The organism is Prosthecobacter fluviatilis (assembly GCF_055388355.1).
In genome coordinates this window covers 411,285-437,854 of sequence record NZ_AP043782.1, presented here as the reverse complement: position 1 = coordinate 437,854, position 26,570 = coordinate 411,285, and the positions used below count along the sequence as shown (strand labels likewise).

The window sequence follows — 26,570 nt, the reverse complement described above, 5'->3', positions numbered from 1 at the left end:
TCTCACTTCCAACCATGAACACCCCTGAAAACTCTCCCGCCCCGACTCGCCGCAGCTTCGTCAAAAAGTCCCTCGCCGCAGGCCTTGGCTTCAATTTCATTCCCGCCTACCTCACCAGCGCACGCGCGGCGGACAATCCCCAGCTGCCGCCGAGCAAACGCATCAATCTCGGCTGCGTAGGCATCGGCGGCCGTGCAGGCAGCGTCATCCCCGGACTCACGGAAGGCGGCGCAGCTGTCCCCGTGGCCTTCACAGACGTGGACTTTGTCACCGCAAAGACGGAGAAAAATCTCACGACCTTCCCGGATGTGAAGCGCTTTCACGACTTCCGAGAGATGCTCGACAAAATGGGCAACGACATCGACGCCGTCAGCGTCGTCACCCCGGACCACACCCACTTCACCGCCGCCATCCACGCCATGGCACGCGGCAAGCATGTCTATGTGGAGAAGCCCCTCACCCACACCTTTGAAGAGGCGGAAATCCTCATGCGTGCGGAGAAGAAGTTCAACGTTGTGACACAGATGGGCAACCAGGGCCACACCTCCGCCGGTGCGGAGCAGTTCAAGCAGATGCTCGCCGCCGGCATCGTCGATGACATCGTCAAAATTGACGCCTGGAAGTCACCTTCCCTCTGGTTCATGAACGCCGCCGAGCGCGCGCTCGTCAAAGGCTACCCGCCCGAAGAGCCCATGCCCGAGTCCCTCAAAAGCTGGGACCTCTGGTGCGGCCCGCAGGAGGTGAAGCCCTTCAGCAAGATGTACCATCCCTTCAACTGGCGCGGCTTCCACCTCTATGGCGGCGGCATGTTTGGCGACTGGGGCGCTCACATCATCGACTTCGCCCATGATCACCTCAAGCTCGGCCTGCCCACCCGCATCACGCCATTGGCGCTCGCCGACTACAACCAGATCGCCTACCCGCTGAGCTCCGACATCCGGTTTGAATTCCCTGCCCGTGGCGAAAAAATGCCCGCCGTGGAGCTGCACTGGAAAGCAGGCGGCGACACCAAGATCGAGATCGCGGAAAAATTTGGCGATCCCGGCCCGGACGGCAAAATCACCCTCCCCAATCCCGGTGCCACCGGCTCCCTCCTGCACCGCAAGCAGGGCGACTACCTCGTGCAGCGCGGCTCCCACGACCGGCATTCCCTCGTGTATCCGCGCTCCAAGATGGTCGAGTTCAAAGACGCACTGGCCCTCCATCCGCCAAAGTACAATCACTTCCAGAGCTTCATCCAGGCCTGCATGGGCAATGGCAAAACCGAGTCCCCATTCAGCGTCGGCGGCCTGCTCACCCAGGTGCTGAACCTCGGCACCATCGCTGAATACCTGAACGTCGATCTTCAGTTTGATCCGGCGACCAAGCGCTTCATCAACAACGACGCCGCCAACGCACGCCTCTCCGGCCCGCCACCGCGCGCCGAGTGGGCCGACTGCTACAAGCTGGCATAAGGAAGCACCCTGTTCCTCCGGCCTGCGATTCGGCAGACCGGAGGACTCACCATTCCATCGGCCATGAGGCGAGCTTGTGCCGCCACATCCTCAAAACTTCCAGGCTGACAGGATCACAAAAGAGTTTTCGGAAGCTGGCCATGACCCGGCGCAGCAAGTGCCCGGCTTAAAAAGCGTTTGCCTCCTCATGCCACGGCTTCATCCTTCCGCCATGATCCGCACCCTGCTCTCCGCCGTGGCTTTGGGCATCGCCCTGCCAGCAGCTTACGCACAAACCAGCCCTGCCACCCCCGCTCAGGCTGTGGTAGACAAGGCCCTCACTGCAGTAGGCGGCAGGGACAAGCTGCTCAAGATTTTCCGCTTTGGAGAGACCTTTCATTTTGGCGACAAACCCGAGCCGCCCGAGGGGAAAAAACGCACGAGCCGGACTTCCGTCATCGAGCTGCCCAATCGCTGGTGGCTAGGCAAGAAGGAACGCGGCGATGAGCCCGCCAAAGAAGATGTGCGTGCCTGGTCGCTCGATCTGCTCGTTGATCCCAAGTCCCAGTTCGAGCCCATCGCGGAGATCACCGACGAGGGCAAGGCCTGTGAGGGCGTGCAGGTAAGCGGCAATGTGACACCGCCCATGAAGTTTTACTTCGACAAGGAAAGCCACCTACTTCATCGGCTCGACTGGCGTGGAGACTTCTACCGCTTCAGTGACTGGAAGGAGCACGATGGTCTGCGCTACGCTTCAAAGACCATCATCTACAAGCTCAAGGACGGGAAACCCTGGTTCTACCACGAGATCACCTCCATGGAGCGCCTCACCCAGCTTCCTGACGGACTGGCTAAGCCGTGATGTTGGCAAAGCCACCCCCGCTCATGCATTCTCATGCAGCGGATCGCTGTCCATACCCCGCGTTGTCTTTTATCCTGTCTGGCCACGGATAAGCGTTCAGTCTGCGGGCAGTCCGCCGACTTCATCCTCATCCTTTGCTGCCTCACTTGGCCCTGTACCTCCCCATCCACCGCTTCGCGCAGTCCACCTGCTCGCTCGTTTCCAGGCAGCACTTCCGCCGCGTACGGATCCACTTCACAGGATCGCTCCCCGCCGGGATCAAACCCGCCTTCGCACACCACGCCACGATGAACTGCCCCGTGCGCCCGCAGCCCGCCACGCAGTGTACCACCACAGGCTCACGGGCCGCATGGTGCGCATCCATCAGCGTCATAAACCTCTCCATCTGCGCATCCGTCGGCACCCCGTAGTCCGGCACATCGATGTGATAATACGCAAACTGCGGCGGCACATCCTTGCCGTTGTCAAACTCGCAGCAGTTCACCACCGCGCGAATGCCGTGCTCGTCATACAGGTCATACACATACGGGTCCGGCCACCACGACGCCGCGATCACCCCCTCCACAATCCAGGTGAAAGGCTCGGTGCGTTCAGGCTGGCCTCGTTCAGGCCAGTACCAGGGGCGGATCAATGATGGCATGGGGCTGGAGTTTTCTCATACAGCTTGATTCCCGCAAGCAGTCAATCAGCCCCTGAAGCGTTCTTAAATTCGTCCCCGTCACGTCATGTTGTTTTTTTCCGGCAACTCGCACATTCTCCGGCAGTATTCAGTACATGCCCGGCGATTTCCAAACCCATGCTCCTTTCCTCCGTCTCTACGTGGAGCATGAGCCGTCACTGCGCGGCTACGTGCGTTCGCTGGTGCCTGCCTTGCAGGATGCCCAGGATGTGATGCAGGAGGTGGCCGCCGCCTTGTGGAAGCGCTTCCACACCCTAAGTTCGCATGAAGACTTTCGCCGCTGGGCCTTCGGCGTGGCACGTCTGGAGGCCTTGGAATACCTGCGCAAGTGCCGCCGTGACCGCCATGTGTTTGGAGACGAAATGTTCGAACTGCTCGCGGCTGAGGCGGAGGAGGCTGCGGATGATCTGGTGGAAGAGCGCAAAGCCCTGGATGTGTGCCTGCAAAAGCTGCCCCATGAGCAGCGCAGCCTCGTAGAGAGCGCCTACGCACCCGGCGTGCGCATCGATATGCTGGCACAGCAGCTCGGGCGCACCGCCATGGCGCTGTACAAGACGCTCCACCGCATTCGCATGGCACTGATCGAATGCGCCAGAAAGCAGCTCTCCAGGGAGGAGCTGGCATGAGCCCGGAGCACGAAAAGGACATGGACCTCATCGCACGCTATCTCGCGGGTGCGGCCACGGCGGATGAAGTTCTTCTGCTGGAGAAACGCCTGCGGGCAGATACCGCGCTGCGTCGTGAGTTTTTAAGCCATGCCAATGTGGACTCCGCCCTGCTGGCGTCGGTCAATCCTTCGGTCCCCAGGGCCAGGCCCGCGCCGGCACGCTGGCGCACGGGGGTGAAATGGCTCGCTGCGGCTGCCGCTGTCGCACTGGGCGTATTTTGGTTGCAAGGCAACGGTGTAGAGGCCCGCGTGCTCGCATCCAGCTCCGGAGAGTGGCGGGTCGGCCAGGTGAAAAGCCTGAGTCTGCTCGACTTGAAAACCGGAACATTGCAGCTCGGCCTTACAAATGGCGTGGTGCTGGATCTCGTGGCTCCAGTGCGCATGCGCTTTGAAGATGCGATGCGCGCGCAGGTGCTGGCTGGCAGTGTGACGGCGGACGTAGGCCCTGCAGGCAGCGGGTTCACACTCGACACGCCCAGCGCTCATGTCGTGGACCTTGGCACCCGTTTCGGTGTAAACGTGCTGGATGATGGAGACACAGATGTGGCGGTGTTTCAGGGCAAGGTGGAGGTGCACGAACCCAAAGGCTCTAGTCATAATAGCAACGCCGTCACCCTGCATGCTGGAGATTCCGTGCGTGTGAGCTCGCAGGCGATCATCCGACGTCAGGCATTGATCGCGACACGCGGAGAGAGCGCCTTCATTCTCGCCCCACCTCCGCCCGATGCGTTGGTGACAGGTGTGTCTGACAACATTGAAGGAGACGACTTCCGCAGCTTTTACACCCTCCAGCGTGGCGCGATGCATCCCGGGGTACGTCCTTACTCCACGCTTGGCAGGCCACGCTGGCATGCTCTGCCCGGAGAAAGTTTTCCAGAGGAACTCCTCGGTGCAGACGTGATCGGCACTTTCTCCGCAGACCGCCATGAGCGTGAACTGCAACTCCAGGTCAAGGTCTCACGCGCATGCACGGTGTACGTGATGCTCGACTCCCGCAGCCAGGTGCCGGACTGGGTACGGCGAGACTTTACAGACACAGGCCTCCGGCTTAGCAGCGGACCGTGGGCGGACAATCCGGTCGTTCAGGGCATGACTGCGGATGGCAGCGGGGAGATTCATGTGGACTACACGGTTTGGAAAAAAATCCAGCCATCTGCAGGCTCCGTCACCCTGGGACCGCCCTATCCGGCAGGAGATGCAGTTCATCGCGCCATGTATGGCATCGCGGTGAAGTGATTTTTTCCGGCAACTGAAGACGGCAGCGGCAGTGCTTCATGCAACCAGCCATCATGCACCGCTTCATCATTCTTCTCATCGCCATCTGCCCGCTGCTTGCACCTGCGGCCCCCAACGTACTCTTCATCGCCATTGATGACATGCGGCCCGACCTTGGCTGCTATGGAGCCACGCATGCAAAGACACCCAACATCGACCGCCTCGCGGCGCGCGGCATTGTTTTTGACAAGGCCTACTGCCAGCAGGCGGTGTGCAGTCCCTCGCGCACGGCCATTCTCACCGGCCTGCGGCCCGATGTGACGAAGGTCTGGGATCTCAACACCCACTTCCGTGCTGCGCAGCCGGACTGCGTCACGCTTCCTCAGTACTTTCGTGAGAGTGGCTATCACACTGTGGCGCTCGGCAAACTGGAGCATCATGGTTTTGAAGACGGCCGCTCCTGGTCGGAGCCGCGCTGGTTTGCCAGCGGGCAGTTGGTCAGCGTGGACCCTGCCGACTGGACAAAGCACACCATCACCAGCTTCGACGGAGTACAAAGCGAGTATGCGAATCCCGTTTCCAAAACCGAGGGCAAGAAAAACTCGAAGGGCAAAATCAAGACCGGCCCAGCCTATGAGGTCAGCCCAAAGTCGGATGACGAGCTGCCTGACGGAGCCACCGCTGCCGAGGCCGTGAGACGGCTGAGCACTCTCAAAGCCAGGGGCGAGCCCTTCTTCCTCGCTGTCGGATTCGTAAAGCCGCACCTGCCCTTCGTGGCGCCCAAAAAATACTGGGACATGCATGATGCAAACGCCATTCCGCCACCGGCGATCGATCACATGCCCACCGGCACGCCGGACTTTGTAGGACATACCAACAGCGAGGTTCATGCCTACCTCGGCGTGCCAGCCGAGAATCCCATTCCTGCCGACTTTGCCAAAACTCTGCGCCACGGCTACCACGCCTGCATCAGCTACACAGACGCCCAGGTCGGACGCCTGCTGGATGCGCTGGAGAAGGAGGGCTTGGCGGACAACACCATCATCATCCTTTGGGGCGACCACGGCTGGCAGCTCGGTGATCACGGACTCTGGCACAAACACACCAACTTTGAAATCGCCGCTCGTTCCCCACTGCTCATCAGCCTGCCCGGTAGCGTCAACGCAGGCCGCCACTGCGCCGCCCCCGTGGAGTTTGTCGATGTCTATCCCACTCTCGCAGACGTCTGCGGTCTGCCCATTCCCTCTGGCCTCGGTGGCAGCAGCCTGAAGCCATACCTTCAGAATCCTGATGCGCCGATGCAAAAGCCCGCCATAAGCCAGTACCCCAAATCATCCAAAGAGCACGGCGGCTCTCTCATGGGCTACAGCATCCGCACCGAAGACTGGCGCTGCACCTTCTGGCGCAAGCGCGGAGGTGAAGACATAGGCTTCATCGAACTCTACGACGAGAAAAACGACCCGAACGAAACCGTGAACCTCGCCAGCAAGCCCGAGCATGCAGAACTCATCGCTTCATTGAAGAAACATCTGCCTCCTCCCGGCTCAGATGCGCAACCGCCCAAGACTGCCAAACCTGCTCACTCCCCCAAAAAGAAGGCGATGTCCTATGACCCCAACGAGCCCCGCGACAAACGCTATGACCGCCTCTATCCCGGCAAGGCACGGCTCACGCTTGATGAATACCTCTCAGGCCAGGGCGGCGATTCAGATTCCGCCAAAGCTCGCTTCACCAAACAGGACAAGGACAAAGACGGATTTGTGAGCCGCGAAGAGTTTATCGGCGGATCCAAAAAGTAACCCAGCCCAGAAACTGAAAAATGTTTCGAAAGACCGGCAAACGAACCTCTGGCCGGCAGTGAATTCAGACACCCACCATGAAGTCCCGTTTGTTTTATTGCCTTGCACTAGGTCTGCTCCTTTCTGCACCGCTCCACGCCTCGATCACCCTCGTGGGCTCTCCTCAGATCGCATCTGACAACGCCACAACCGGAAACACCACCTTTTCCGGCGTCACCGTGATGGCAGGTGATTATGTGGTCGTCGCCACCGCTTCAAACAAGAGTTTCGCTCAAAACCAGCTCACTTACTCGTGGTCGGGCACCGAGGGAAGTTCGGGCGTCTCCACCAGTCTCAGCGTAGAGCAAAGTTTTGCCTCCTATCTTTCCTACACCTCCGTGATCACTGCAGGCACCTATGATTTCAATGTGCTTGCTGCCAATAGTACCCTGACCGCCAGCAGCGCCCTCTACATCCTCCGCTCGGGAGCCGGGGAAACAATTACCGTGGCAAACACCGCCTCCCAGGCAAGTGCTTCCGCATCAGCCGCCAACCTGTCCTACCTGTTCGGCAGCAATCTCACCAGCGCCATGGCCATCGAAGCCGCGACAACCCGCTTTGGCGGCGCATTCACGCTCGACTCGAACTACATCACACCGAACTCAACCGCCGCATCCAGTGGCCGCCTGCTCAGCTACAGCACAGGTGTGACAGGCAGCACCTGGTCGTCAAGCAATCCCTTTACAACCACTCCTTCGGACATTGCCGCCATCGGGGCCGTTTTCACTACGACGGCGTCACTCACACCTGAGCCCTCACGCACACTGCTGCTTGCCGCCGGACTGGTGGCCATGATTCTTCGCCACCGCCGCCCATGAAATGCTTCTCCATCCTCCTTTCCGTCATCTTTTTGCTGCAGTCATGCTTTGCAGCAGAGACTCGCCCAAATGTACTCTTCATCCTTGTTGATGACTTCGGTTCCCATGATCTGGGCTGTTACGGTTCCGCACTCTACGAGACACCAAACATGGACCGCCTGGCCGCGAGCGGCGCGAAGTTCACCCAGGCTTACGTGGCATATCCTCGCTGCGTGCCATCGCGTTTTGGCATCTTTACTGGCAAACACCCCGCCCGTGTACAGGGAAAGAAAGACAGTCCTCATGTTGAACCCGACCGGGATGCAACCATCGGCCAGGCATTCAAAGATGCAGGCTACTCGACGTTTTACTGCGGAAAGTGGCATCTGGGCGAAGGTCCGTCCAATCCCGACAAGGTCGGCTTTGACACCATCGTCGCCGCGGGTGCCGCAGGTGCGACAAAGTCCCACTTTGCACCCTACAACACTTCACGCAGCAAAGGTGGTGGTGGCGGCGACGAAAAAGACGACATCGTCGGTCTCGATGACGCCCCCGAGGGTGAATACCTCGCCGACCGGCTTACTCAGGAGACCCTGAAGTTCATCGACACGCATAAGGACAAGCCCTTCTGCGCCGTGCTGGCCCACTACGCAGTGCACACCCCCATCGAAGCCAAGCCTCACCTCACCCGGCGCTACTCCGACAAGCTCGTCACGATGCCCAAGCCCGCTGCCGAATGGGAAAAGGAAAGCGCCGGCGAAAACCTCCTCGTGCAGAACAACGCCACCTACGCCGCAATGATCGAGAGCGTGGACCACGGCGTGGGCCGCCTGCTGAACCAGCTAAAAAAGCTGGGCATCGAAGACAACACCATTGTCATCCTCGCCAGCGACCACGGCGGCCTCAGCTCGCGGGGAAGCAAGCGCGAGGTGGCTACTTCAAACCGCCCACTGCGCGCAGGCAAAGGACACCTCTATGAAGGTGGCCTGCGCATCCCCCTGCTCATTCGCTGGCCCGGCCATACGAAGCCCGGCACGGAGATAGCCACTCCCGTGTGGTCGCTCGATCTGTTCCCCACTCTCGTGGAGATGGCAGGCATCGCCACACCGGCAAACGCTGGAACCGACGGCATCAGCCTCATAGGCCTGTTGCAGGGAATATCCATCCCTTCTCGCGACACCTTTTTCTGGCACAATCCCGCCCCTCGCCCCACAAGCACGGGAGACTGGTTTTCATCAGCGATTCGCATCGGCAGCCTGAAGCTCATCGACTTTCCCGAACAAAAACAAGTCGAGCTCTACGACCTCGAAACTGATGTGGGAGAATCCAAAAACCTCGCCACCGAACGCCCCGCAGACCGTGATCGCCTTCTCGCTAAGCTCAACGCCTGGCGCCAGGAAGTCGGCGCATCAACGGCTCCGAAACTCAATCGTAAGAAAAAGTGAGCCCCTCTGGATTGGAAAGCGCTCAGTTACTGAAAATAGGTATCCTCATGCGCATACGGCGGCGCACAGCAGCAAAGAAAGTGCAGCGTCTGCGTAGCGGTGATCTGGTGCCAGGCGCCGGGCGGGATGAGGATGGCGTCTCCGGGACCTACAGGGCGGGTCTCGCTGTCGATCTCCATGGTCCCCTGCCCTTCGAGGATGAAGTAAAACTCCTCGCTGAGCTTGTGGTAGTGGCGGTCGGTTGGCTGGCCTACGGGAACGGTGGCCTCGGCGAGGCTCTGATTTTGCACCGGGGCGTTGGTGCGGTCCAGGATGCTGCGGATGGTGCTGCCGTCCTTGGTGGTGAAAGGGGCCTGCTTGGAGAGCTGATTGAGGGTCATGGGCTTTCCTCCAGACTCGTTGCTACCGCCGGTCCCGCCACTTGAAAATGCACGTCCGGCAGATCATTCTGGCAGCTCTTTGACTCCGGCTCTCAAAACAAGACGGCCCTTGGCTTCCGGCCAGCACCGCAGCCGTCAGAGTGAGCCGCCTGCCATTGGAAAACAGCAGACATGCCCACCGCACGGATGCCCCGCCACGCGGACGGACCATCCGAAAAGGATTTTGTAAGCGGCCTAGGCCACCAGCCCCAGCTCTGAGGAGGGCTGGGGTGAGCGATCGGAAGCGAGCAGCTCGCCGATGGCGGTGAGGATTTCGTTGGCCGAGTACGGCTTGTTGAGAAAGGTGTTGATCTGCAGCGAGGCCAGCGCGGCGGCCTTGTCCTGCCGTCCTTTGGCGCTGCCCATGCCGCTGGTGGCAATGATCTGGATGGTGGGGTCCATCTTCTTCAGGGTGCGTGAAAGCGTGACGCCATCCATGAAGGGCATCATGATGTCGGTCAGCACGGCTTTGATCTCCCCGCGGTTCTGCGAAAACTGCGCGATGGCCTCGGTGCCGTCTCCCGCGGTGATGACTCGGTAGCCATGCGCACTGAGGGTCTTCTGCACGACATCGCGGATGACCTCTTCATCGTCCACGACGAGGATGAGCTCTCCCTGCCCGCGCGGCGCCTGCATGTCGGGGGCGGCGCTGCTCATGGCCACCGCATCGGGTGTGGCCGGGAGATAGATTTCAAACACGCTGCCCATGGCCACACGGCTGCGCAGATTGACGAATCCCTGGTGGCTTTTGACGATGCCCATCACCGTGGAAAGGCCCAGCCCGGTGCCCTTGCCTGTTTCCTTGGTCGTGAAAAAGGGATCAAAGATCTTGTCGATCACCTCGGGGGCGATCCCTTCCCCGGTGTCTGAAACACGGATCAGCACATAGGGGCCGGGCCTGGCGTCCACATTCATCGCGGCAAAGTTTTCGTCCAGACGGGTGTTTTCGATGTTCAGCGTGAGCACGCCGCCGGCAGGCATGGCATCGCGGGCGTTGACACACAGATTGAGCAGCACCTGATGGAGCTGGGTGGGGTCTCCCATGACGGGCCAGATGTCCTCGGGCGTGCTGGCCGTGAGGGTGATGTTTTTGGGAAAGGTGCCGGACATGATCTTCATCATGTCCTTGGCGATCTGGTTGATCTCCACGACGTGGCGCTGGCCGCTCATGTCGCAGTTGACGGTGAGCAGCTGCTTGATGAGGTCCGCGCCGCGCTGGGCGTTGGTCTCGATGTTGGCGAGCATTTTTTCAAAGTCCTCCGGCGGCAGGTTGCGGCGCAGCATGAAGGACGAGATGAAGATGGGCGTCAGGATGTTGTTCATGTCGTGGGCGATGCCGCTGGAAAGCCGCCCGACGCTCTCCATGCGCTGCGAGCGCAGAAACTGAGCCTCCATGTTTTTCTTTTCCGTGATGTCCTCGACCACGGCCACAAAGGATCTCACACCGTCGATTTCCAGCACGCTGATGCGTGAGCGCGTGATGAACGAGCTGCCGTCTTTTTTGCGGGAGCCCATCTCGCCCATCCAGGCGCCTTTTTCGCGCAGCACGCCAAAGAGCTCGTCCATGGCACGCCGCCCCTCCTCCGCCGGCAGGTTGCGGATGACAGAATAATGCTGGCCGATGAGCTCGCCGCTTTCATAGCCAAACATGGTGTTGCAGGAGTCGTTGCTGAACACAATAAGGCCGTCCTCATCGCAGACGGTCACGCCTTCGGCCATGCTTTCCAGCACCCGTCCCTGCATCTTGAGAGCCTCATCTGTCTTCTTGCGTCCGGTGATGTCGGTGTTGATCGCCAGCACCGACTTGGGCTGCCCGGCCGCATCGCGCACGAGCGTCCAGTGCCCCACGATCACCAGACCGCGTCCATCCCTGCTGATCTGCTGCAGCTCTCCCACCCACTCTCCTGTCTGAATGACCTGCTCGCTGGCCCTTTGGAAGGCTTCGGGGTCTTTGTACAGCAGCTGCGCCACGGAATGACCGGCCGCCTCCTGCGCGCTCCACCCATACAAGCGCTCCGCGCCTTTGTTCCAGTAGGTGATGCGATGCTCCAGATCATGCGCCAGGATGGCGTCCTGCGCCTTGTCGAGCAGGGAGGCCTGCTCGCGGAATTTTTCCTCCAGCATGCGCCGCTCGGTCATCTCACGCTTGAGCTCCTCATAGGCCTGCTCGGCTTTTTCACGATGGCGCACGGCATCCGCCATCATGCTGACGGCTGCGGCCTGCGACTCCTCCAGCTCACGTGTGCGCTCGCTGACCATGTGCTGCAGATCACCAAACTCCACCTTCGACTCCTGCAGCCGCAGCCACTTTTGCGTCAGCGCATTGGCCATCTGCAGAATCTCGATGGTGTCGAAGGGCTTCTTGAGCACCATCAGCCGGTCCTGCGGGTTGATCTTCGCCTGCATCTCGCTCCATGAGCAGTCTGAAAAGGCGGTGCAGATGACCACCTGCAGGTCTGGGCAGACCTGCCAGATGCGCTGGGTCGTTTCGATGCCGTCCCAGCCCGGAGGCATGCGCACATCCACAAACGCCATGGCATAGGGACGCCCCTCAGCCATGGCCTTCTCCACCATCTTCAGGCCTTCCTCCCCTTGGGAGGCGGTGTCGATCTCAAAGAGCATCACGGTCGGCGCGCCAAACAGCCTGGCCTCAGCCGCCTGCAGCTCCGCATCTTCAGAATCTGCGTCGCTGAGAATCTTCCGAAAATCGTCATGGATGGCCTGGTTGTCATCGATGACAAGGATGCGGCGGTTGAGATTATCGGTCATGTTTTTCATCAGATGAAGGTGGGGGATTCGACAAAGGGAGTTCCAGGGTAAAGACAGCGCCGCAGCCTAGGCCGTTGCTGTCGGCAGTGAGTTTTCCGCCCATTTCACGCGCCGCCAGAGCGCCGCTGTGCAGGCCAAAGCCGTGGCCGTCTTTCTTGGTGGTGAAGCCGTGCTGAAAGACGCGCGTCAAATTTTCTGGCGCGATGCCTGCGCCGTTGTCGATGACCTTGATCAGGACGGAGTCCCCCTCTCCCTGCAGGACCCGCACCTTGAGCAGCTTGAGATCTCCCGCCTGGGCCAGCGCCTGGGTGGCATTGCTGAGCAAATTCACCAGAATGGGCATCACTTTATGGCGGTCCAGCACGACTGGCGGCACCTCCTGGAATTCCCGCACCAGAGACACTCCATGGCGCGTGAGGCTGATGCCGCAGATGTTGATGGCGTCTTCAATGATTTCCACCACATCGAGCGTTTCATGCACCCCGGCCACACGTGCATGGCTCTGCTGCATGGAGACGATCTGCTTGATGTGCTCGATGTTGTTTTGCAGCAGCTTCACCTCGTCCAGGATGGATTTCTGGGGCTCGGCCAGATTTTCAGCCAGCTTGACGAGGTAGCCGGGCAGCTCCTTGCCGCGCGGGTCCTTGGTAAGAAAGTCCGGAAGGTCCTGCTCATGCTCCCTGAGGAGCTGGGCCACGTTTTTCAGGCTGGAAATTCTGAAATGCCGTATCTTCCCGGCCACGGTCTCCGCAGACACATTCACGCTGTTGAGCACGTTCCCGACGTTGTGGAGCACATTCGTCGCCACCTCCGCCATGCCGGCCTGCCGGGACGTCAGGACCAGTTGCTTGTGCGCCTCGGTCAGCTCCGCCGTGCGTTCGATCACCTGGTGCTCGATCTGCGCATTGATGCTCTCCAGCCTGCTGCGGCGCTTGGCCACCTCCAGGGTCTCGGTGAGGTTCTGCTGGATCGAAATCATCAGGAAGACATCTTCGATCAGCACCCAGCCGACGTGCTCCAGCCATCTCCACTGGCTCACCTCCGTCACCCCAAAGATCGACTGCGGCCACAGGACGCCGCGCACCAGATGGTCTGCTGTCACCACCAGTGTGGCCGTCACGAGCACACGCCAGTCCCGGTAGAAGGCCAGAAAAGTCAGCGAGCCAAAGATGTGAAAGTGTGTCTCAAAACGGCCGCCGGTGAGATGAATGAGCAGGGCTGACGTCAGAACCTGGGACACGGCAATGACATGGCGCGTCACCACGCGCCCAGGCCGCCGCCAGGCCAGCAGCACCGGGGGGGCGCTGATGGCTGCGCCTAGGCAGATGGCCGCCCAGACATGCCACAGCGGGAGAATGGAGGAGCCATTCCATGCCTTGGGGGAGATCCATACGGCGATGACGATGCCGCCGAGCCACTGCATGACCATGAGCTTGGCGAAGAGGCGGTCGGTGAGGATGTGGTTGCGCCTCTGGGAGAGGCGGTAAAGCCGAGCGGTGCGTTCTTCCTCGACCGCTGCCATTTCTGCGCTCTTTTTGCCTGCTACGGAGTACATGCAGAGCCTCCCTGCGGGTTCATTGTCGCAAGTGCCGCCTTTTTTGCGTCATGGAGTTCCATTAATATCATCAGATAAGCGCATATTTAACATTATTTATAATTTCTGTAAATTGATATAAGCATAGCTTTGGACAATTTTCAGGCCGATTTCGGCCGTTTGGAGGCCAGATCTGGGGGCAGCGCGGGTGCATTTGGAGGAAAGCGAGTTGCTGCCTGCGTGGCTTTTGGCTACTTCTGACCGTATGCCTGATGGATTTCCCCTCGAAAAGTGCCGTGCTGTGATCACTGGAGCGTCTTCTGGACTGGGGGCGGAGTTTGCGCGGCAGCTGGCGCCGCAGGCGGAGGTGCTGGTGCTGGTGGCGCGGAGGGGGGAGGCGTTGGAAAAGGTGAAAATGGAGCTGTCCGGGACGCGGACAAAAGTGCTGTGCTGTGTGTCGGATCTGGCAACAGAGGCGGGCCGAAGGGCTGTTTTCACGTTTTTGGCGGAAAATGGGGTGAGGCCAAATTTGCTGATCAATAATGCGGGGATGGGCGACTACGGGTGCTTTGCGGATTCGCCGACGGAAAAGACGCGGGGGCTGATTGAGCTGAACATCACGGCGCTGACGATGCTGACGCATGAGATGCTGCCGCTGATGGAGAGACCGGGGGGGATTGTGAATGTGAGCTCTCTGGCGAGCACGCTGCCGATGCCTGAGCTGGCGGTGTATGCGGCGAGCAAGGCGTATGTGACGAGCTTTTCGGAGGCGCTGGCGATCGAGCTGGCTCCGAGGGGGATCACGGTGAGCTGTGTGTGCCCGGGGCCGACGCCGACGAACTTTAGCCAGACGGCGAAGCGGGCGGATGGGAGTGACACGAACCGGGATGGTCAGGGTCTGCTGCGGATCCCGCCTGCGCAGGTGGTGGGTGAGGCGCTGGGGGCGCTGCGGGCGGCTCGGGCGTGTGTGTTTCCGGGAGTGGGGGTGTCGATCGCGGGGCGGGTGTTTCGGCTGATGCCGAGGGGGATTCTGCGGTGGGTGCTGAGAAGACGAAGTGCGAAGGTGTGAGCTGGGGAACGGATGAAGTGTTCATGCCATGCCCTTTGCGGCATGGGCGGGCGTGGCTGTTTGTCAGCGTGCGGAGGACGCTGGGGCGTATGGATGCGCTGGTGGTCGGTCGGTTTGGCGGCGGGAGTGGTGGAAGGTGGGGGAACGCTGGGCGCCAAACACAACCAACCTACGTCCGGAGCGCGGCGCGTGGTCTGAGATGGTTTCTAATGATCGTTGCGCGGGGGTGGTGGGGTGATGTACATTCGTGGTGTGCGCTGTCCTGCCTGCCGAGCTCCTGCGATGGAAACTGACGCTGCCTGCGGGCAGTGTGGGTTTTCGCTGGAGGTGGCGGATCGGGCGTTTGGGATCGCTCCGGCACTGCAGCGTCCGATCGCGGATGTGGCGGGTGTGCTGGGGGCGCTGGCGGTGAGGCGTGCGGGGCATGTGATCGCGGAGGTGGAGCGGCGGTTTCCGCAGGTGGGGATCGCGGTGGTGCTGATGGCGGTGCCGGTGGAGGCGCCGCTGCTGCCGTTTGCGTTCTGGCTGTTCAACCGCGGGAGTCTTTCGAGCGCGGTGGACAAGGGCGGGGCGAACCGGCTGGTGATGCTGCTGGTGGACACGGGCTCTGACCGCGCGATGACGATGGTGGGCTATGGCCTGGAGCCGTTTGTGCAGGAGACGTGTCTGCAATCGTGCCTGCAGGCGGCGGAACAGCCGCTGCGGCGGAGGCGGTATGGGCAGGCGATCGAGTCGTTTGCGCGGGAGCTGGACCGGCAGCTGGTGGAGCTGTGCCGTCTGGTGCCGAGGCAGTTTGGCCTGGTGGATGAGGCGCTGTGGTTGAATGCGGGGGCTGCGGGTGATGGGGCTTTGGGGATGGCGGAAAATTTGTATTGATGTAGGGTTTGAAATGTCTTGGGGGGCTGGCTTTTTCATGAGGCGGACAGGAGTGTCTGCGGTCCTCTCTGCCGGGCTTTTAAATTTTTGAATCTCTTTTGGACCATGCTGACACGTCGCTGCTTTTTATCTCTGAGTCTGATGGGCGGATGCCCTGCGCTGCTGCGTGCGGGGGAGTTTCTGCCGCAGTCGGTGACGTTTAAGGGGCGGGAGAAATTTGAGGAGGTGGTGGCGCGGGCGATGGCGGAGAACTGGGCGGCACTGCCGATGGGGGCGCGGGTGGCGCAGTTTGGGCTGGCGCTGCGGGGCATCCGGTATGTGGGGTGGACGCTGGAGATTGATGACCGGGTGGAGTCGCCTTCGGTGAATTTCACGGGGCTGGACTGCTGGACGTTTTTTGAGGTGTCGCTGGGGCTGGCGCGGATGATTGGGCGGCGGCAGCGGGCTTATGCGCCGAGTGATCTGCTCAGGGAGATCGAGTGGACGCGGTATCGCGGGGGTGTGTGCCATGGGAACTACCTGGACCGGATTCATTACCTGGATGAGTGGTTCACGGACAACGCGGCGCGTGGGAACATCCGGTCTGTGACGCGGGAGGTGGGGCCGGTGGTGAGGCTGACGGGACGTGGCAATGATGAGATGTCGCTGAATCCGAAGCTGTACCGTTATTTGAGGGCGTCCCCTGCCCTGGTGCCGCAGCTGAGGCAGATGGAGGCACGATTGGAGAAGGTGCCGTTTGATTTCATTCCGAAGGACCAGGTGGCTGCGTGTGAGGGGCGGATTCAAAGCGGGGACATCATCGGGATCGTGACGAACCGGGCGCATGTGTACTGCTCTCATGTGGGGCTGGCGCTACGGACGGCTGACGGGGCCTGCCGGTTCATGCATGCGTCGGCGACGTATAAGAAGGTGGTGGTTGATAAGACGATCCATGAGTATTTGCACTCGGTGAAGAGTCATGCGGGGATCGTGGTGGGGAGGCCGACGCAGCGTTGACGGTTGTTTGGCTGAGGAGAGCCGGAGGTTTCAATCACGGAACACACGAAATACGAGGAAGGCCGGACCGAGCCTGGAGACGGAATTTGCACCGCAGAGATTGGAAAGACGCAGAGATGAGGCGGGTGCGAGAGCGGAGGTTTTTTTAACCGCTGATGAGACGCTGATATGACGCTGATTTAGAAGCTGAGGTCGAGATGTGAGGGGGGAGATTGGCCGCAAAAAGCTCAAAACCGATCCCCAAAAAAACGGAGTCGGAGTTTGAACCGCTGAGGAGGGACTGACTGTTACGCTTTTATGATTCCTGAAAGGAATTCTGCACCGCAGAGATTGGAAAGACGCAGAGATGAGGCGGGGTTGCGAAGGAGCGGGGGCGAGAGCGGAGTTTTTTTAACCGCTGATGAGACGCTGATATGACGCTGATTCAGAAGCTGAGGTCGAGATGAGAGAGGGAGGAGATTGGCCGCAAAAAACTCAAAACCGATCCCCAAAAGACGGAGTCGGAATTTGAATCACCGAGGGGATGCTTATCGGTCACGCAGTCTGCGGCGGTGGGGCGTTGGGTGGTCGCGGTGTGTGAAGAAGGGGCGGGTTGGCTGCCAGGAGGTGCTGGTAAAATCAAGGGGAGCCGCGCTGAAGCGCGACACCCCGGGGGATCTAGGAGGACTCTGTTAAGTGCGGAGGAGTTGGTCCGGCGGTCTTGGGTGATTGGGATGCGCTGGCCGACAGGCAGGAGTGCCTGTCGTACTTCAATCCTTGACGCTGGCCAAGGGGCGAGGTGGGAGTGAATCTGGGAGAAGGCGATGGTGATATGCAGCGGGGTGAACACCATCCTTGCAAATTGACCGTGGACCGCCTCCGGAGAAGCACCTAGAAGATGAGGCATTCATGACTTCCCCAACAAGCTTATACATCATCGTGGGCTCTCTGCTGGTACCGTCGTGCGCGGTGCTGGGCATGGCCCATGTGCTGCGCTGGCGCAGGGAGAAACGCCAAAGACTGGCGCGCGCACCTATTTCTGAAAAGCTGCTGAGGCCTGCAGGAGAATCTCTGCGGCTGAGGATCGATGATCTTGCGGAGCAATTTGGAGAGCGCCTGTCCTTTGCCATGATCCTGCCGGGGGCGATGCTGGCTGCGGTGCTGCTGATGTCTCCGGATAGCAGCATTTCCCGAAGCCGTGCGGTCGCGGCGTTCGTGATCTGCACGATTTTGCTGCTCATCCTGCTGCGACGTGCATTCCAGAATCATGAGGAGCTCTCAAATTGCAGGCTGGGCTTTCATGGGGAGCGGGCTGTGGCGGAGGAGCTGAACCAGCTGATGGCTGAGGGGTGCCGCGTGTTTCACGATCTGCCGATGGAGCCGTACGGCAATATTGACCATGTGATTGTCTCCACGGCGGGTGTCTTTGCGGTGGAAACCAAAATGCGCCGCAAACGCCCGCCCCCCCAAGGGAAACGGGACTGTGATGCTGTGTTTGACGGTGAGGCCGTCCACTTTCCCACATGGACGGAGACGAGGATGGTGGACCAGGCGAGGATGCAGGCGGAGCGGCTGAGCACCTTTTTGACGAGTGCTGTGGGCGCGGCAGTGGCTGTGCAGGCTGTGCTCACGCTGCCAGGCTGGTTTCTGACGAGCCGCGTGCCACCCGGCAAGGTGCGAGTGCTTAATCCGAAGGGGATTCGAAGCATCGCTGTGGATGCGCGTGCCTTAAAGCTGAGCGCGGAGATGATCCAGCGCATCTGCCACCAGCTGGAGGCCAAATGCCGTACGGTGGAGCTTTGAAGGGAGCGGCGTTTTTGCTGGACATGAATGTCTGTGGGACAACAGCCTTGAGCGTGAGCGTTGGAGCTGCGCCACGTTCGGAATCGCAGCGGGAGTGCCTTGATGACGCTGCTGGCAGGCGTGGTGGCGGGGACGCTGGGCGACAGGCTGGAGCGCCTGTCGTACTTTCCGGAGGGGCGATTTGCCGAAGCGTGGCGGGGGCGGGCTTTTTGATTACTTGTCGAAGAAGGAGGCTTCTTCGCGGTCGCCGACTTTGAGGTAGCGGTAGTAAACTTCAAGCTGGAGGGTGCAGAGGCACTGGCGGTAGATGGGGTCTGAGGCGTCGCCTGCGGGCCAGTTGGGGCGGCCGGCCTTGAAGGAGCCGTCTGGCTGCTGGGCGCTGAGGACCTGGGGGAGGAACTGCTGGTTGTAGAACTTCCAGTCTTCGCCGCCCTGCTGGAAGAAGGCCTGGGTGTAGTAGTACCAGCAGTAGAGGTTGCAGTTTTTGTTCCAGTCGAGGGGTTCGGCGGTGATGAAGTCGGTGAGGAACTTGATGCCTTTTTTGATGGGGGTGGTCTTGCCTTTGGCCATGGTCTGGAGGCCGAGGATGCCGACGCCGGAGAGGGACCACTGGTTGTAGTGGGCGTCGCGGTTGGCTCCTCCAAAACCGCCGTCCTTGGTCTGCTTCTCTTCGAGGTATTTGGTCATCTTGGTGATGGAGCTGTGGAGTCCATCAATCTTGAGGCCGGTGTTCTTGGCGGCTTTGAGGGCCTGGAACTGCCAGCCTGCGACGGAGAGGTCTTCGCGGCTTTTTTTGCCTGCATAGAAACCGGTCTCACCGTCATAGACCCAGCTGCCGCTGTCCTGCTGGTTGTCGATGATGATTTTGACGCCCTGCTCGAAGGCTTCGCGCATGCCGGGGAGGCTCTTGCTGCCGAGGCGGGCGAGGGTGTACATTTCACCGAGGGCGTAGGTGGCGATGCCGTGCTCATAGACGGGGGCGTTGCCTTTTTCACCCTGGCTGAAGAGCTTGTTTTTGTTCTTCTTCTGCGCCTCGATGAGGAACATGATGCCCTTCATGACGTTGTCGCCGTAGAAGGGGGATTCGGGGGTCTCGCAGCGGCCGAGGTAGCAGAGGAGGGCGAGGCCGGTCATGGCGCACTTGTTGGTGCGGCCCCAGGAGCCGTCTGCGTTTTGCTTGCCTTTGAGCCATTCGAGGGAGGCGGACACGGCGGCCTCGCACTCGGGGGTGCCGCCGTTTTGACGGAGCTTTTCAAGGCGCTCCTGCGTGGAGCAGCGGCTGCGCATGGAGGGTGGCAGGGTGACGAAACCGCCTGCGGCTCCCATGCCGCCCATGCCTTTGCCAAAGCCGCCGCCGGCTCCGGCCATGCCGAAGCCTCCGGCTCCGCCGAGGGCGCCGCCGCCCATCATGGCGCTGACGTCTGGCATGTCGAGGGAGTCTGGCGGTGCCTCGGGCAGCGAGATGGCTGCGTTGACGCTGGTGCTCACCAGCTTCTTCATGGGCATGTTTTTGTTGATGGAGCTGCGCTTCTTCTGCTGCACTTTGTGCTGCAGGTCGGCGCTGGCTGCGGCGCCCTGGGCGGTGCCGCCGCCGGGGAGGAAGTCCACCTGCTTGTCCATGACGCCGGACTGGAAGACGATGAAGAGGGCGAGGACGCCGAGCCCGGCGTGGATGAGGATGCTGAGCAGGAGGGAGCTGGCACCGGCTTTGCGCCAGAGCTGCACGAACTTGTTCGGCGGCTTGGCGATTTCGATGTGGGTGAGCGCGGGCGGGTGGTAGATCTCGCCGACGTGATGCTCGGAGGCGGGTGAGGCTTCGGCTTCGCCTTCGTCTGCCGGGGTGGCGGGGGCGGCTGCCGTGACCACGGGGGCACTGGGGACGGGCATGGCCGGGGCTACAGCGGCAGGCACTGGCATGGCTGCGACGGGCACGGCGGTGCTGACGGGCCTAGGAGCCGGTGCGGATGTGGGGACGGCACCGGTGGAAGGCACGGGTGGCGGCGGCATGGCCGGCATGGGCATCTGCGGCATGTAGCCTGGAGGGTAGCCGGGCATCTGGGGCGGGTAGCCCTGGGGCATGGGGTAGCCGGGGGGATAGCCAGGCATCTGCGGTGGGTAGCCCTGAGGATAACCCTGCGGGTAGCCCTGGGGATAGCCGGGCATCTGGGGCGGATAGCCCTGGGGCATGGGGTAGCCGGGGGGATAGCCGGGCATCTGTGGGGGGTAACCCTGCGGAGGAGGATAGCCCTGGGGATACCCCTGGGGCGGCAAGGGCTGCGTGGCTCCTGGATTTGGAGGCTGCGGCGGGTTTTGCGGTGTTCCTGGCTGCGAAGGATTCATGAAAGCGTGCTTTTCAAAAATAGAAGACCGATCTGCCGCCCATTTCTTGGGGGCAGATCGTGAAAAAAAATGGAGTCCTGATCAGAACCCTTCGTCGCCACCGACGGTGAAGGTCACGTTGGCGACCTTGGCGACTGCGAGGGCATTGAGCACGTCGATGACGCGCTCATAGGTGGCCTGCTCTTCAGCCTGGATGGTGACGATGACCTTGGCGTTGCGGTTGTCCGCCTCCTGCTTGAGACGCTTGAGGGTGCTGATGAAGTCGGGTAGGGACTTGTCAGGACGGTTGCTGTCGAACTCCTCTTCATTGAGGGTGACGGCGCCTGATTCTTCAACTCCGACGATGATTTCATCGGGCATTTCCTGGGGGGCGTCGGCACTGGGCGGTGCGAGGCCGGGAAGCTGGCTCTTGAGCTCGCGCTCCACCTTCACGGAGCCGACCATCACCATGAAGAAGAGCATGATGACGAACACCACGTCGATCATGGGAGCGATCTGGAAGCCGACAGCAAGCTGTTCAGACTCGATTTCGCGATGCTTTTTTTTGCCGGGGGCAGACATGAGGGGATGGAATTACTCTTTGTTCAAGGCGGAGAAGGAGATGTCATCAATGCCCGCCTGGGCGATGACGCTCATGACGCGCTGGATTTCGATGGCGGGGAGACGTTTGTCTCCGCGAATGACGGCACGGTACTTGGCGTTGGCGTCGTGACGTGCCCGGAGCTTTTCGACCAGGGGCTCCACGACATCATAGGAGCTGTTTTCGAAGAGGATGGTGGCCTTGCCATTCGTCCAGCGGACGTTGATGTTGGCCTCGTTCTGAACGTCCTTTTCCTTTTTCTTGGCGTCTTTGGCGACGGGGAGCTGGATCTCCTTGTCGATACTCAACACCTGTGCCGAGGTGATGCTCATGAAGAAAATGAGCAGCACCAAGAGCACGTCAATCATCGGAGCAATCTGGAACTCCGGTTCGCCATCACCACCGCCGCCGCCGCCGCCCATAGTGTTAGAAGGTCAAGGGTTGAGTATTGTGTAAGAGAAAGGATGGGGTGAGATCAGGCGGCAGAAACAGCCTGAGCGTCGCCTGCGACCCAGTTTGGAATGGCGGCGTAGAACTCTTCTTCACCGACGTGGGCGTCCTTGAGGTGGTGGTAGGGCATCTTGCGGAAGAGGCCCATGACGATTTCCTGGAGATCGCTCATGGAGACCTGGAGGCGATTGCGGAGGAAGTAGAAGAACATGAAGGCAGGAACGGCGATGAAGAGACCGGAGGCGGTAGCGATAAGCACCTCACCGATAGCGCCGGAGAGCTTGGCGGGGTCCCCTGCACCGCTGGTCTTCAGGGTGGAGAAGGCGCGCATCATGCCCGTCACTGTTCCGGTGAGACCGATCATAGGGGTGCAAACACCGATAACGGAGAGGTAGTTGATGCGGGTCTGGATGGCGGCGTTGACCTTGTTGAGCTCGGTGAAGAGAGCGGCTTCGGTGGCTTCATGGCCGTCACCGAGGAAGCTGAGGCCGACACGGGTGGTGTTGGTGAAGGGAGAGGGGCTGCCTTTGCAGAACTGGTAGGCGCCGACGTAGTCACCGGCACGGAAGAGGTCCTGAACCTGGGCGACCTGGGCGGGAGGGGCGGCCTTTTTGATGCCGGTGCGCATCCAGAGATCCACGGTGAGCCAGACGAGGGCGATGGAGCAGGCGGTGATGGGGTACATGACCCAGCCGCCTTCGATGAAGCGGTCGATCATGGACTCGGTGTGGACGGCCTCAGCGCCGCCTTCCGGGGGAGCGGCGTCTTCAGCGTAAAGGTTGAACGAAGTGAGGACTCCCAGGGCCAGCAGGACGCAGAGGAACGCGCGGGCAGGGCCGTGTGGGATGTGGCGGGTCATGTTGGTGGCAGTGTTGGTTTGCATGGGGAAGTGATTGAGGCTTTGGAAAGGGTTCAGACTTGGGAAACGGTTCAGGCTTTGGGCTTGGAGTCGGCGGCTTTGGCGGGTTCGCCTTCCTTGGGTTTGGCAGCGTCCGACTTGCCGTCTGCGGCGGCGGCTTCCGCCTCCTCTTCGGGGACATTCTTCATTCCGGCAATGGCGGCTTTCTCCTTGGTGGCGGTTTCTGCGACGGGGGAGCCGGGGTAGGACTCGCTGATGCGGGCGAGGAAGGCGTTGGCGTCTTCGTAGCGCTTCATCTTGATGAGGGTCTTGGCGGCGTTGAGCTCGGCCTCGGGGACGCGCTGCATCTGGGTGCCGTAGAAGACGGGGATGCGGAGGTAGGCGAGGAGGGCCTTTTCCCATTCCTTTTTGCGGGTGTAAACGTCTGCCATGATGGCCCAGAGGGAGGCGCCGATGGCGGAGTCGTCGGTTTCCTTGAGGATGCTCTGGGCTTCGACGATGATGCCGGTGTAGTCGGAGGTGGTCTGGCGCTCGATGTCGAGCTGGATGATACGGAGGCGCATTTTCTGAGCGTCGGAGAGCTTGAGTGCGCGGAGGGAGGGGAGAGATTTGACGACGTCGTCGAACTTGCCGCCCTGATTGAGGGCTTCGATGTAGCCGAAGAAGATGTCCACGTACCAGTTGCCTTCGATGCCTTCGAAGTTTTCGAAGAAGTCCTTTCCTTTCTTGAGGACGGCGATGGCGTCGTCGGTCTTGCCCTTGGCGAGGAGGTCGGCGGATTCGGTGAGCTCAGCGGGATAGGGCCACTCGAGGGAGTCGATGTTTTTCTTGTCGATGATGCTGGTGGCCTTGTTTTCACCGATCTGGACGGTGCGTACGATCTTGCCGTCCTGAATGGAGAACTCGGAGGAGAAGACGCGGTTGCCGTCCTTGAGGACGATGGCCTGGCCGAAGGCGGAGCCTGCGGCGAAGACGGCGAAGAGGAGCAAAAAGCGGGCGAACGATTGCATGGGGGTCGTGGGATGGGCTCGCATCTGAAAATTACATGGTCGGGAGGAGTTTTTCAGCCTCTTTCTTTTCCGGCTGATTCTCGAGGTCCTTGCGGCCGATCATCTCCTGGAGGGTGGCCTTGGCTTCGTCAGACTTGCCGAGAGCCTTGAAGGATTTGGCGCAGAGGAGGTAGGCCTTGGCCATTTCATCCTTCCATTTCTGGTGTGCGATGAAGACGCGCTGGAAGTAGGCGATGGCGGCCTCGTGCTTGCCATTGAGGGACTCGATCTCCCCGAGCATGCGGAGGGCGTTGGCGGTGGCGTGGCCGCGCCATTCCTTGGTGTTGGCGACCTGCTCAAAGATCTTCTTGGCGTCTTCGTACTTCTTGAGTTTGACGAGGGTTTTGGCCTCGCCCTGGGTGGCGTCGAGGACGTGGGAGCTGCCGGGGTAGTTGTTGAGGGCGTCGCGGAAGAGCTCGAGGGCTTTGTCGTACTCGCCTTTTTCAAAGGCGATCTCTGCGAGGCCGACGGGTGCGCCGTCGGAGAATTCGCTGTCCTTGAAGAAGTCGCGGAGGCGGATGTAGCAGCCGGTGGCTTTGTCGAGGTCGCCTTTCTTGCGGGCGCTGTCGCCGACGATGTTGAGGAGCATGGGGCTGAGGTCGTCGGGCTTGGCGACTTCGATGATGATGTTGAGGTACTTTTCAGCCTTGTCCGGAAGCTTCATGGTCTTGGCGAGCCAGGCCTTGGCGAAGAGGATGCGCATCTGGGCGGTGCCGTTCATGGCGGCCTGAGGCGGGCTGAGGAGGGCTTCGAGCTGCTTTTCGACGTCCTCAAAGGTGAGATCCGGCGCGGGTGGCGGTGCGGGAGCGGGTGCGGCTTCGCCGGGCTTGGCGGCGGCTGGGGCCGTGGAGGCGGCAGCGGCGCGGCGGCGCTTGGGTGCGGAGATGGAGACGAGCTGCTGGATGAGGCCTTCGACCTGCTGATTGGCGACGATGGGGATGCGGGTCTTGATGTGCTCTGCGAGGAGCTTTTTGGCGTCGTCGACCTTGCCTTCCTTGATGTTGGCGCGGCTGATCCAGAGGATGGCCTTGAGGGAGAGGTCGTCGTTGTTTTTGTGGGTGTTGTAGTAGCGCTGCCAGATTTCGGAGAGCTCCTTCCACTTGCTGGCGCCGACGTAGAGGTCTGTGAGCTGGTCGAGGGAGTAGTTGAGGACGTCGTCGGACTTTGCCTTGTCGACGGCGAAGGCGAACTGGATCATGGCGTTTTCATAGTCCGCGCGCTGATTGTAGATGTCTCCGAGGAGGGCGTGGACCTGGCCGATGTTCTGGTCGTTGGGCTTGTCTTTGACGATGCTGAGGAGCTCGGATTCGGCGGCTTTTTTGTCGCCGCCCTGGAAGTCGATGAAGGCGAGGCGGTAGCGTGCGTCGACGACGTACTGGCCGGCGGCGTTTTCCTTGATGTAGGTCTTGAGCGCCTTGGTGACGCTCTTGGAGTCGTTTTGGTAGAAGTAGGTGAGGGCGATGCGGTACTGGATGTCGTCCTTGTAAGTGGTGGTGGGAAACTCCTGGAGGATGGTTTCGTAGGTGGTGCGGCATTCGTCGAAGCTCTGGAGCTCAAACTGAACGCTGCCGATGAGGAAGCTGAGGCGCTCCTTGTCAGCCTTGGGGAAGCTTTTGGCTTTTTTCCAGGCTGCGATGGCCTCCTTGAGCTGCTTGTTCTGGTAAGCGAGCATGCCGAACATCATGGAGACTTCGCCGACCATGTCGCTGTCCGGGAAGGCTTCGATGAACTCCTCGCAGAGCTGGCGGGACTCCTTGATGCGCTTGAGGGAGGAGTTGACCATGATGAGGCCGTACATGCACTTGTCGCGCTGGGCGAACTGCTTGAAGTCCTTGACGACGACTTCGAAGGCGAGGATGGCCTGCCAGAGGCGGGAGGGGTCGCCGACGCCGCTCTCGCTGGGGGCGCCCATTTCATAGTAGCAGCGGCCGAGGCGGTAGTAGAGGGAGGCGTCGTAGTCGGTGCGCTTCTCGATTTCGGCCATGATTTCCTTGTTGGCCTTGAGCTTGGTTTCGATCTCGTCTTTGCGGACGCCTTTGGCGGTCTTGAGCTGGGCTTCGAGCTTGGCGATCTGCTCGTTCTGGATGCGTGAGATTTCGGCCTTTTTGCGAACGAGCTGATAGGCGCCGAGGGCCTCCTTGTAGGCCTTCTTTTCCATCATTTCATCGCCGAGCTTGAGATAGATGTTGTTCATCTGGGCGATGCTGTCGCCGCCGGAGGCGAAATTGCGCACCTTGTCCATGAGCGCGGTTGCCTGGTCGAGCTGGCCGCTGGCGACGTAGATGTTGGCGGCGAGCATGGCGGCCTGGATGGACTCTGCGCTGCGGATGCCGTCTGCGAGGACGTTGGTGAGGATTTTGAGGGCCTCCTCCTTTTTGTCCTGCTTGTTGAGGGTGTCTGCAATGATGAGGCCGGCCTCGGCCTTCTTTTCGGGGGATTCGCGGACGACGTTGGTGAGGACTTCGATGCCTTTGTCCTCCTTTTTGCTGGCGATGTAGGAACGGCCGAGGGCCATGTTGACATCGATGATGGCGGAGCCTTTGGGGAACTCCTTCACGTAGGCCTCAAGGGCCTCGATGGCCTTGGGGTAGTCGTTGAGGTTGTAGTAGCAGGCGCCTTCGGTGAAGAGGATGCTTTCGAAGGGCTTGTTGTTGAGGTTCTTCTTGGCAATGGCGAGCTTTGAGAGGGCCTCCTGATACTTGGCCTCGGCGAAGAGTGCGCCGGCGGCATTGATGAGGGCTTCGGTCTCCTGCTGGATGTTGAGGGCAGCGGGTGCTGCGGGGGCCGCAGGAGCGGGAGCAGGTGCAGGCGGAGCCTGGGAAAATACAGGCGTGACAGCGGCCAAAGCCAGGGCGGCACAGAAAAGGGGTCTCATGAGTTGCAGGGAGCGTTGCAGATCAGCGCAAAATAA

General features: G+C 60.7%; 21 protein-coding genes. 11 read left to right on the top strand and 10 right to left on the bottom strand.

Annotation, left to right across the window (positions count from 1 at the left end; genetic code table 11):
* Positions 1-14 precede the first annotated feature (14 nt).
* Both ACZ5WW_RS01615 and ACZ5WW_RS01610 read left to right on the top strand, forming a co-directional pair.
* Positions 15-1,454, top strand: a complete 1,440-nt coding sequence (locus ACZ5WW_RS01615) for a Gfo/Idh/MocA family oxidoreductase (RefSeq protein ID WP_377169376.1) — start codon at positions 15-17, stop codon at positions 1,452-1,454.
* Positions 1,455-1,665: 211 nt separating this feature from the next.
* Positions 1,666-2,295 carry a hypothetical protein gene (locus tag ACZ5WW_RS01610; protein ID WP_377169374.1) on the top strand — a complete coding sequence of 210 codons (630 nt, stop codon included), beginning with the start codon at positions 1,666-1,668 and terminating at the stop codon, positions 2,293-2,295.
* Between the two features lie 142 nt (positions 2,296-2,437).
* Here ACZ5WW_RS01610 and ACZ5WW_RS01605 read toward each other — a convergent pair whose 3' ends face one another.
* Complete coding sequence (locus ACZ5WW_RS01605; RefSeq protein ID WP_377169372.1) at positions 2,438-2,935, bottom strand: phosphatase domain-containing putative toxin; 498 nt, start codon at positions 2,933-2,935, stop codon at positions 2,438-2,440.
* 134 nt (positions 2,936-3,069) lie between these two features.
* Between ACZ5WW_RS01605 and ACZ5WW_RS01600 the strand changes: the two genes are divergently transcribed.
* From ACZ5WW_RS01600 to ACZ5WW_RS01580, 5 genes are all read left to right on the top strand, one after another.
* Positions 3,070-3,600: a sigma-70 family RNA polymerase sigma factor gene (locus ACZ5WW_RS01600; RefSeq protein ID WP_377169370.1), complete on the top strand. Its 531-nt coding sequence runs from the start codon at positions 3,070-3,072 to the stop codon at positions 3,598-3,600.
* A complete protein-coding gene (locus tag ACZ5WW_RS01595; protein ID WP_377169368.1) occupies positions 3,561-4,877 on the top strand; it encodes a FecR domain-containing protein in 1,317 nt (438 codons plus the stop codon). The genes ACZ5WW_RS01600 and ACZ5WW_RS01595 overlap by 40 nt, the downstream gene beginning before the upstream one ends.
* Positions 4,878-4,930: 53 nt before the next feature.
* Positions 4,931-6,655: a sulfatase-like hydrolase/transferase gene (locus ACZ5WW_RS01590; RefSeq protein ID WP_377169366.1), complete on the top strand. Its 1,725-nt coding sequence runs from the start codon at positions 4,931-4,933 to the stop codon at positions 6,653-6,655.
* Positions 6,656-6,732: 77 nt separating this feature from the next.
* Entirely contained in the window at positions 6,733-7,512 is a 780-nt protein-coding gene (locus ACZ5WW_RS01585; protein WP_377169361.1) for a PEP-CTERM sorting domain-containing protein, read from the top strand.
* The gene (locus ACZ5WW_RS01580) at positions 7,509-8,936 is read left to right on the top strand and encodes a sulfatase (RefSeq protein WP_377169359.1); all 1,428 of its coding nucleotides are present in this window, start codon (positions 7,509-7,511) and stop codon (positions 8,934-8,936) included. The genes ACZ5WW_RS01585 and ACZ5WW_RS01580 overlap by 4 nt, the downstream gene beginning before the upstream one ends.
* Before the next feature lie 26 nt (positions 8,937-8,962).
* Here the strand turns inward: ACZ5WW_RS01580 and ACZ5WW_RS01575 are convergent, their stop codons facing one another.
* The 3 genes from ACZ5WW_RS01575 to ACZ5WW_RS01565 all read right to left on the bottom strand — a co-directional run bounded on the left by ACZ5WW_RS01575 (position 8,963) and on the right by ACZ5WW_RS01565 (position 13,679).
* Positions 8,963-9,316 carry a cupin domain-containing protein gene (locus ACZ5WW_RS01575; protein WP_377169357.1) on the bottom strand — a complete coding sequence of 118 codons (354 nt, stop codon included), beginning with the start codon at positions 9,314-9,316 and terminating at the stop codon, positions 8,963-8,965.
* A gap of 234 nt (positions 9,317-9,550) precedes the next feature.
* On the bottom strand, positions 9,551-12,124 hold the full coding sequence (locus ACZ5WW_RS01570; protein WP_377169355.1) for a PAS domain S-box protein: 2,574 nt from the start codon (positions 12,122-12,124) through the stop codon (positions 9,551-9,553).
* A complete protein-coding gene (locus ACZ5WW_RS01565; protein ID WP_377169353.1) occupies positions 12,114-13,679 on the bottom strand; it encodes a sensor histidine kinase in 1,566 nt (521 codons plus the stop codon). The genes ACZ5WW_RS01570 and ACZ5WW_RS01565 overlap by 11 nt, the downstream gene beginning before the upstream one ends.
* A 244-nt stretch (positions 13,680-13,923) precedes the next feature.
* Between ACZ5WW_RS01565 and ACZ5WW_RS01560 the strand changes: the two genes are divergently transcribed.
* The 4 genes from ACZ5WW_RS01560 (at position 13,924) to ACZ5WW_RS01545 (ending at position 18,381) form a co-directional block, all read left to right on the top strand.
* Positions 13,924-14,727, top strand: a complete 804-nt coding sequence (locus ACZ5WW_RS01560; RefSeq protein ID WP_377169351.1) for an SDR family NAD(P)-dependent oxidoreductase — start codon at positions 13,924-13,926, stop codon at positions 14,725-14,727.
* A gap of 282 nt (positions 14,728-15,009) precedes the next feature.
* Entirely contained in the window at positions 15,010-15,603 is a 594-nt protein-coding gene (locus tag ACZ5WW_RS01555) for a TPM domain-containing protein (RefSeq protein ID WP_377169349.1), read from the top strand.
* A gap of 105 nt (positions 15,604-15,708) precedes the next feature.
* Positions 15,709-16,599 (top strand): N-acetylmuramoyl-L-alanine amidase-like domain-containing protein, encoded by an 891-nt coding sequence (locus ACZ5WW_RS01550; protein WP_377169347.1) that lies wholly within the window; start codon positions 15,709-15,711, stop codon positions 16,597-16,599.
* A gap of 888 nt (positions 16,600-17,487) precedes the next feature.
* A complete protein-coding gene (locus ACZ5WW_RS01545) occupies positions 17,488-18,381 on the top strand; it encodes a nuclease-related domain-containing protein (protein WP_377169345.1) in 894 nt (297 codons plus the stop codon).
* 213 nt (positions 18,382-18,594) lie between these two features.
* Here ACZ5WW_RS01545 and ACZ5WW_RS01540 read toward each other — a convergent pair whose 3' ends face one another.
* The 6 genes from ACZ5WW_RS01540 to ACZ5WW_RS01515 all read right to left on the bottom strand — a co-directional run bounded on the left by ACZ5WW_RS01540 (position 18,595) and on the right by ACZ5WW_RS01515 (position 26,534).
* Complete coding sequence (locus tag ACZ5WW_RS01540; RefSeq protein WP_377169343.1) at positions 18,595-20,595, bottom strand: prenyltransferase/squalene oxidase repeat-containing protein; 2,001 nt, start codon at positions 20,593-20,595, stop codon at positions 18,595-18,597.
* Between the two features lie 207 nt (positions 20,596-20,802).
* Positions 20,803-21,282 (bottom strand): ExbD/TolR family protein, encoded by a 480-nt coding sequence (locus ACZ5WW_RS01535; RefSeq protein ID WP_377169341.1) that lies wholly within the window; start codon positions 21,280-21,282, stop codon positions 20,803-20,805.
* Positions 21,283-21,294: 12 nt separating this feature from the next.
* Positions 21,295-21,723 (bottom strand): ExbD/TolR family protein, encoded by a 429-nt coding sequence (locus ACZ5WW_RS01530; RefSeq protein WP_377169339.1) that lies wholly within the window; start codon positions 21,721-21,723, stop codon positions 21,295-21,297.
* A gap of 53 nt (positions 21,724-21,776) precedes the next feature.
* Positions 21,777-22,634 (bottom strand): MotA/TolQ/ExbB proton channel family protein, encoded by an 858-nt coding sequence (locus tag ACZ5WW_RS01525; protein ID WP_377169336.1) that lies wholly within the window; start codon positions 22,632-22,634, stop codon positions 21,777-21,779.
* Between the two features lie 47 nt (positions 22,635-22,681).
* The gene (locus tag ACZ5WW_RS01520; RefSeq protein ID WP_377169334.1) at positions 22,682-23,620 is read right to left on the bottom strand and encodes a tetratricopeptide repeat protein; all 939 of its coding nucleotides are present in this window, start codon (positions 23,618-23,620) and stop codon (positions 22,682-22,684) included.
* Positions 23,621-23,651: 31 nt separating this feature from the next.
* The gene (locus ACZ5WW_RS01515; protein ID WP_377169332.1) at positions 23,652-26,534 is read right to left on the bottom strand and encodes a tetratricopeptide repeat protein; all 2,883 of its coding nucleotides are present in this window, start codon (positions 26,532-26,534) and stop codon (positions 23,652-23,654) included.
* Positions 26,535-26,570 lie beyond the last annotated feature (36 nt).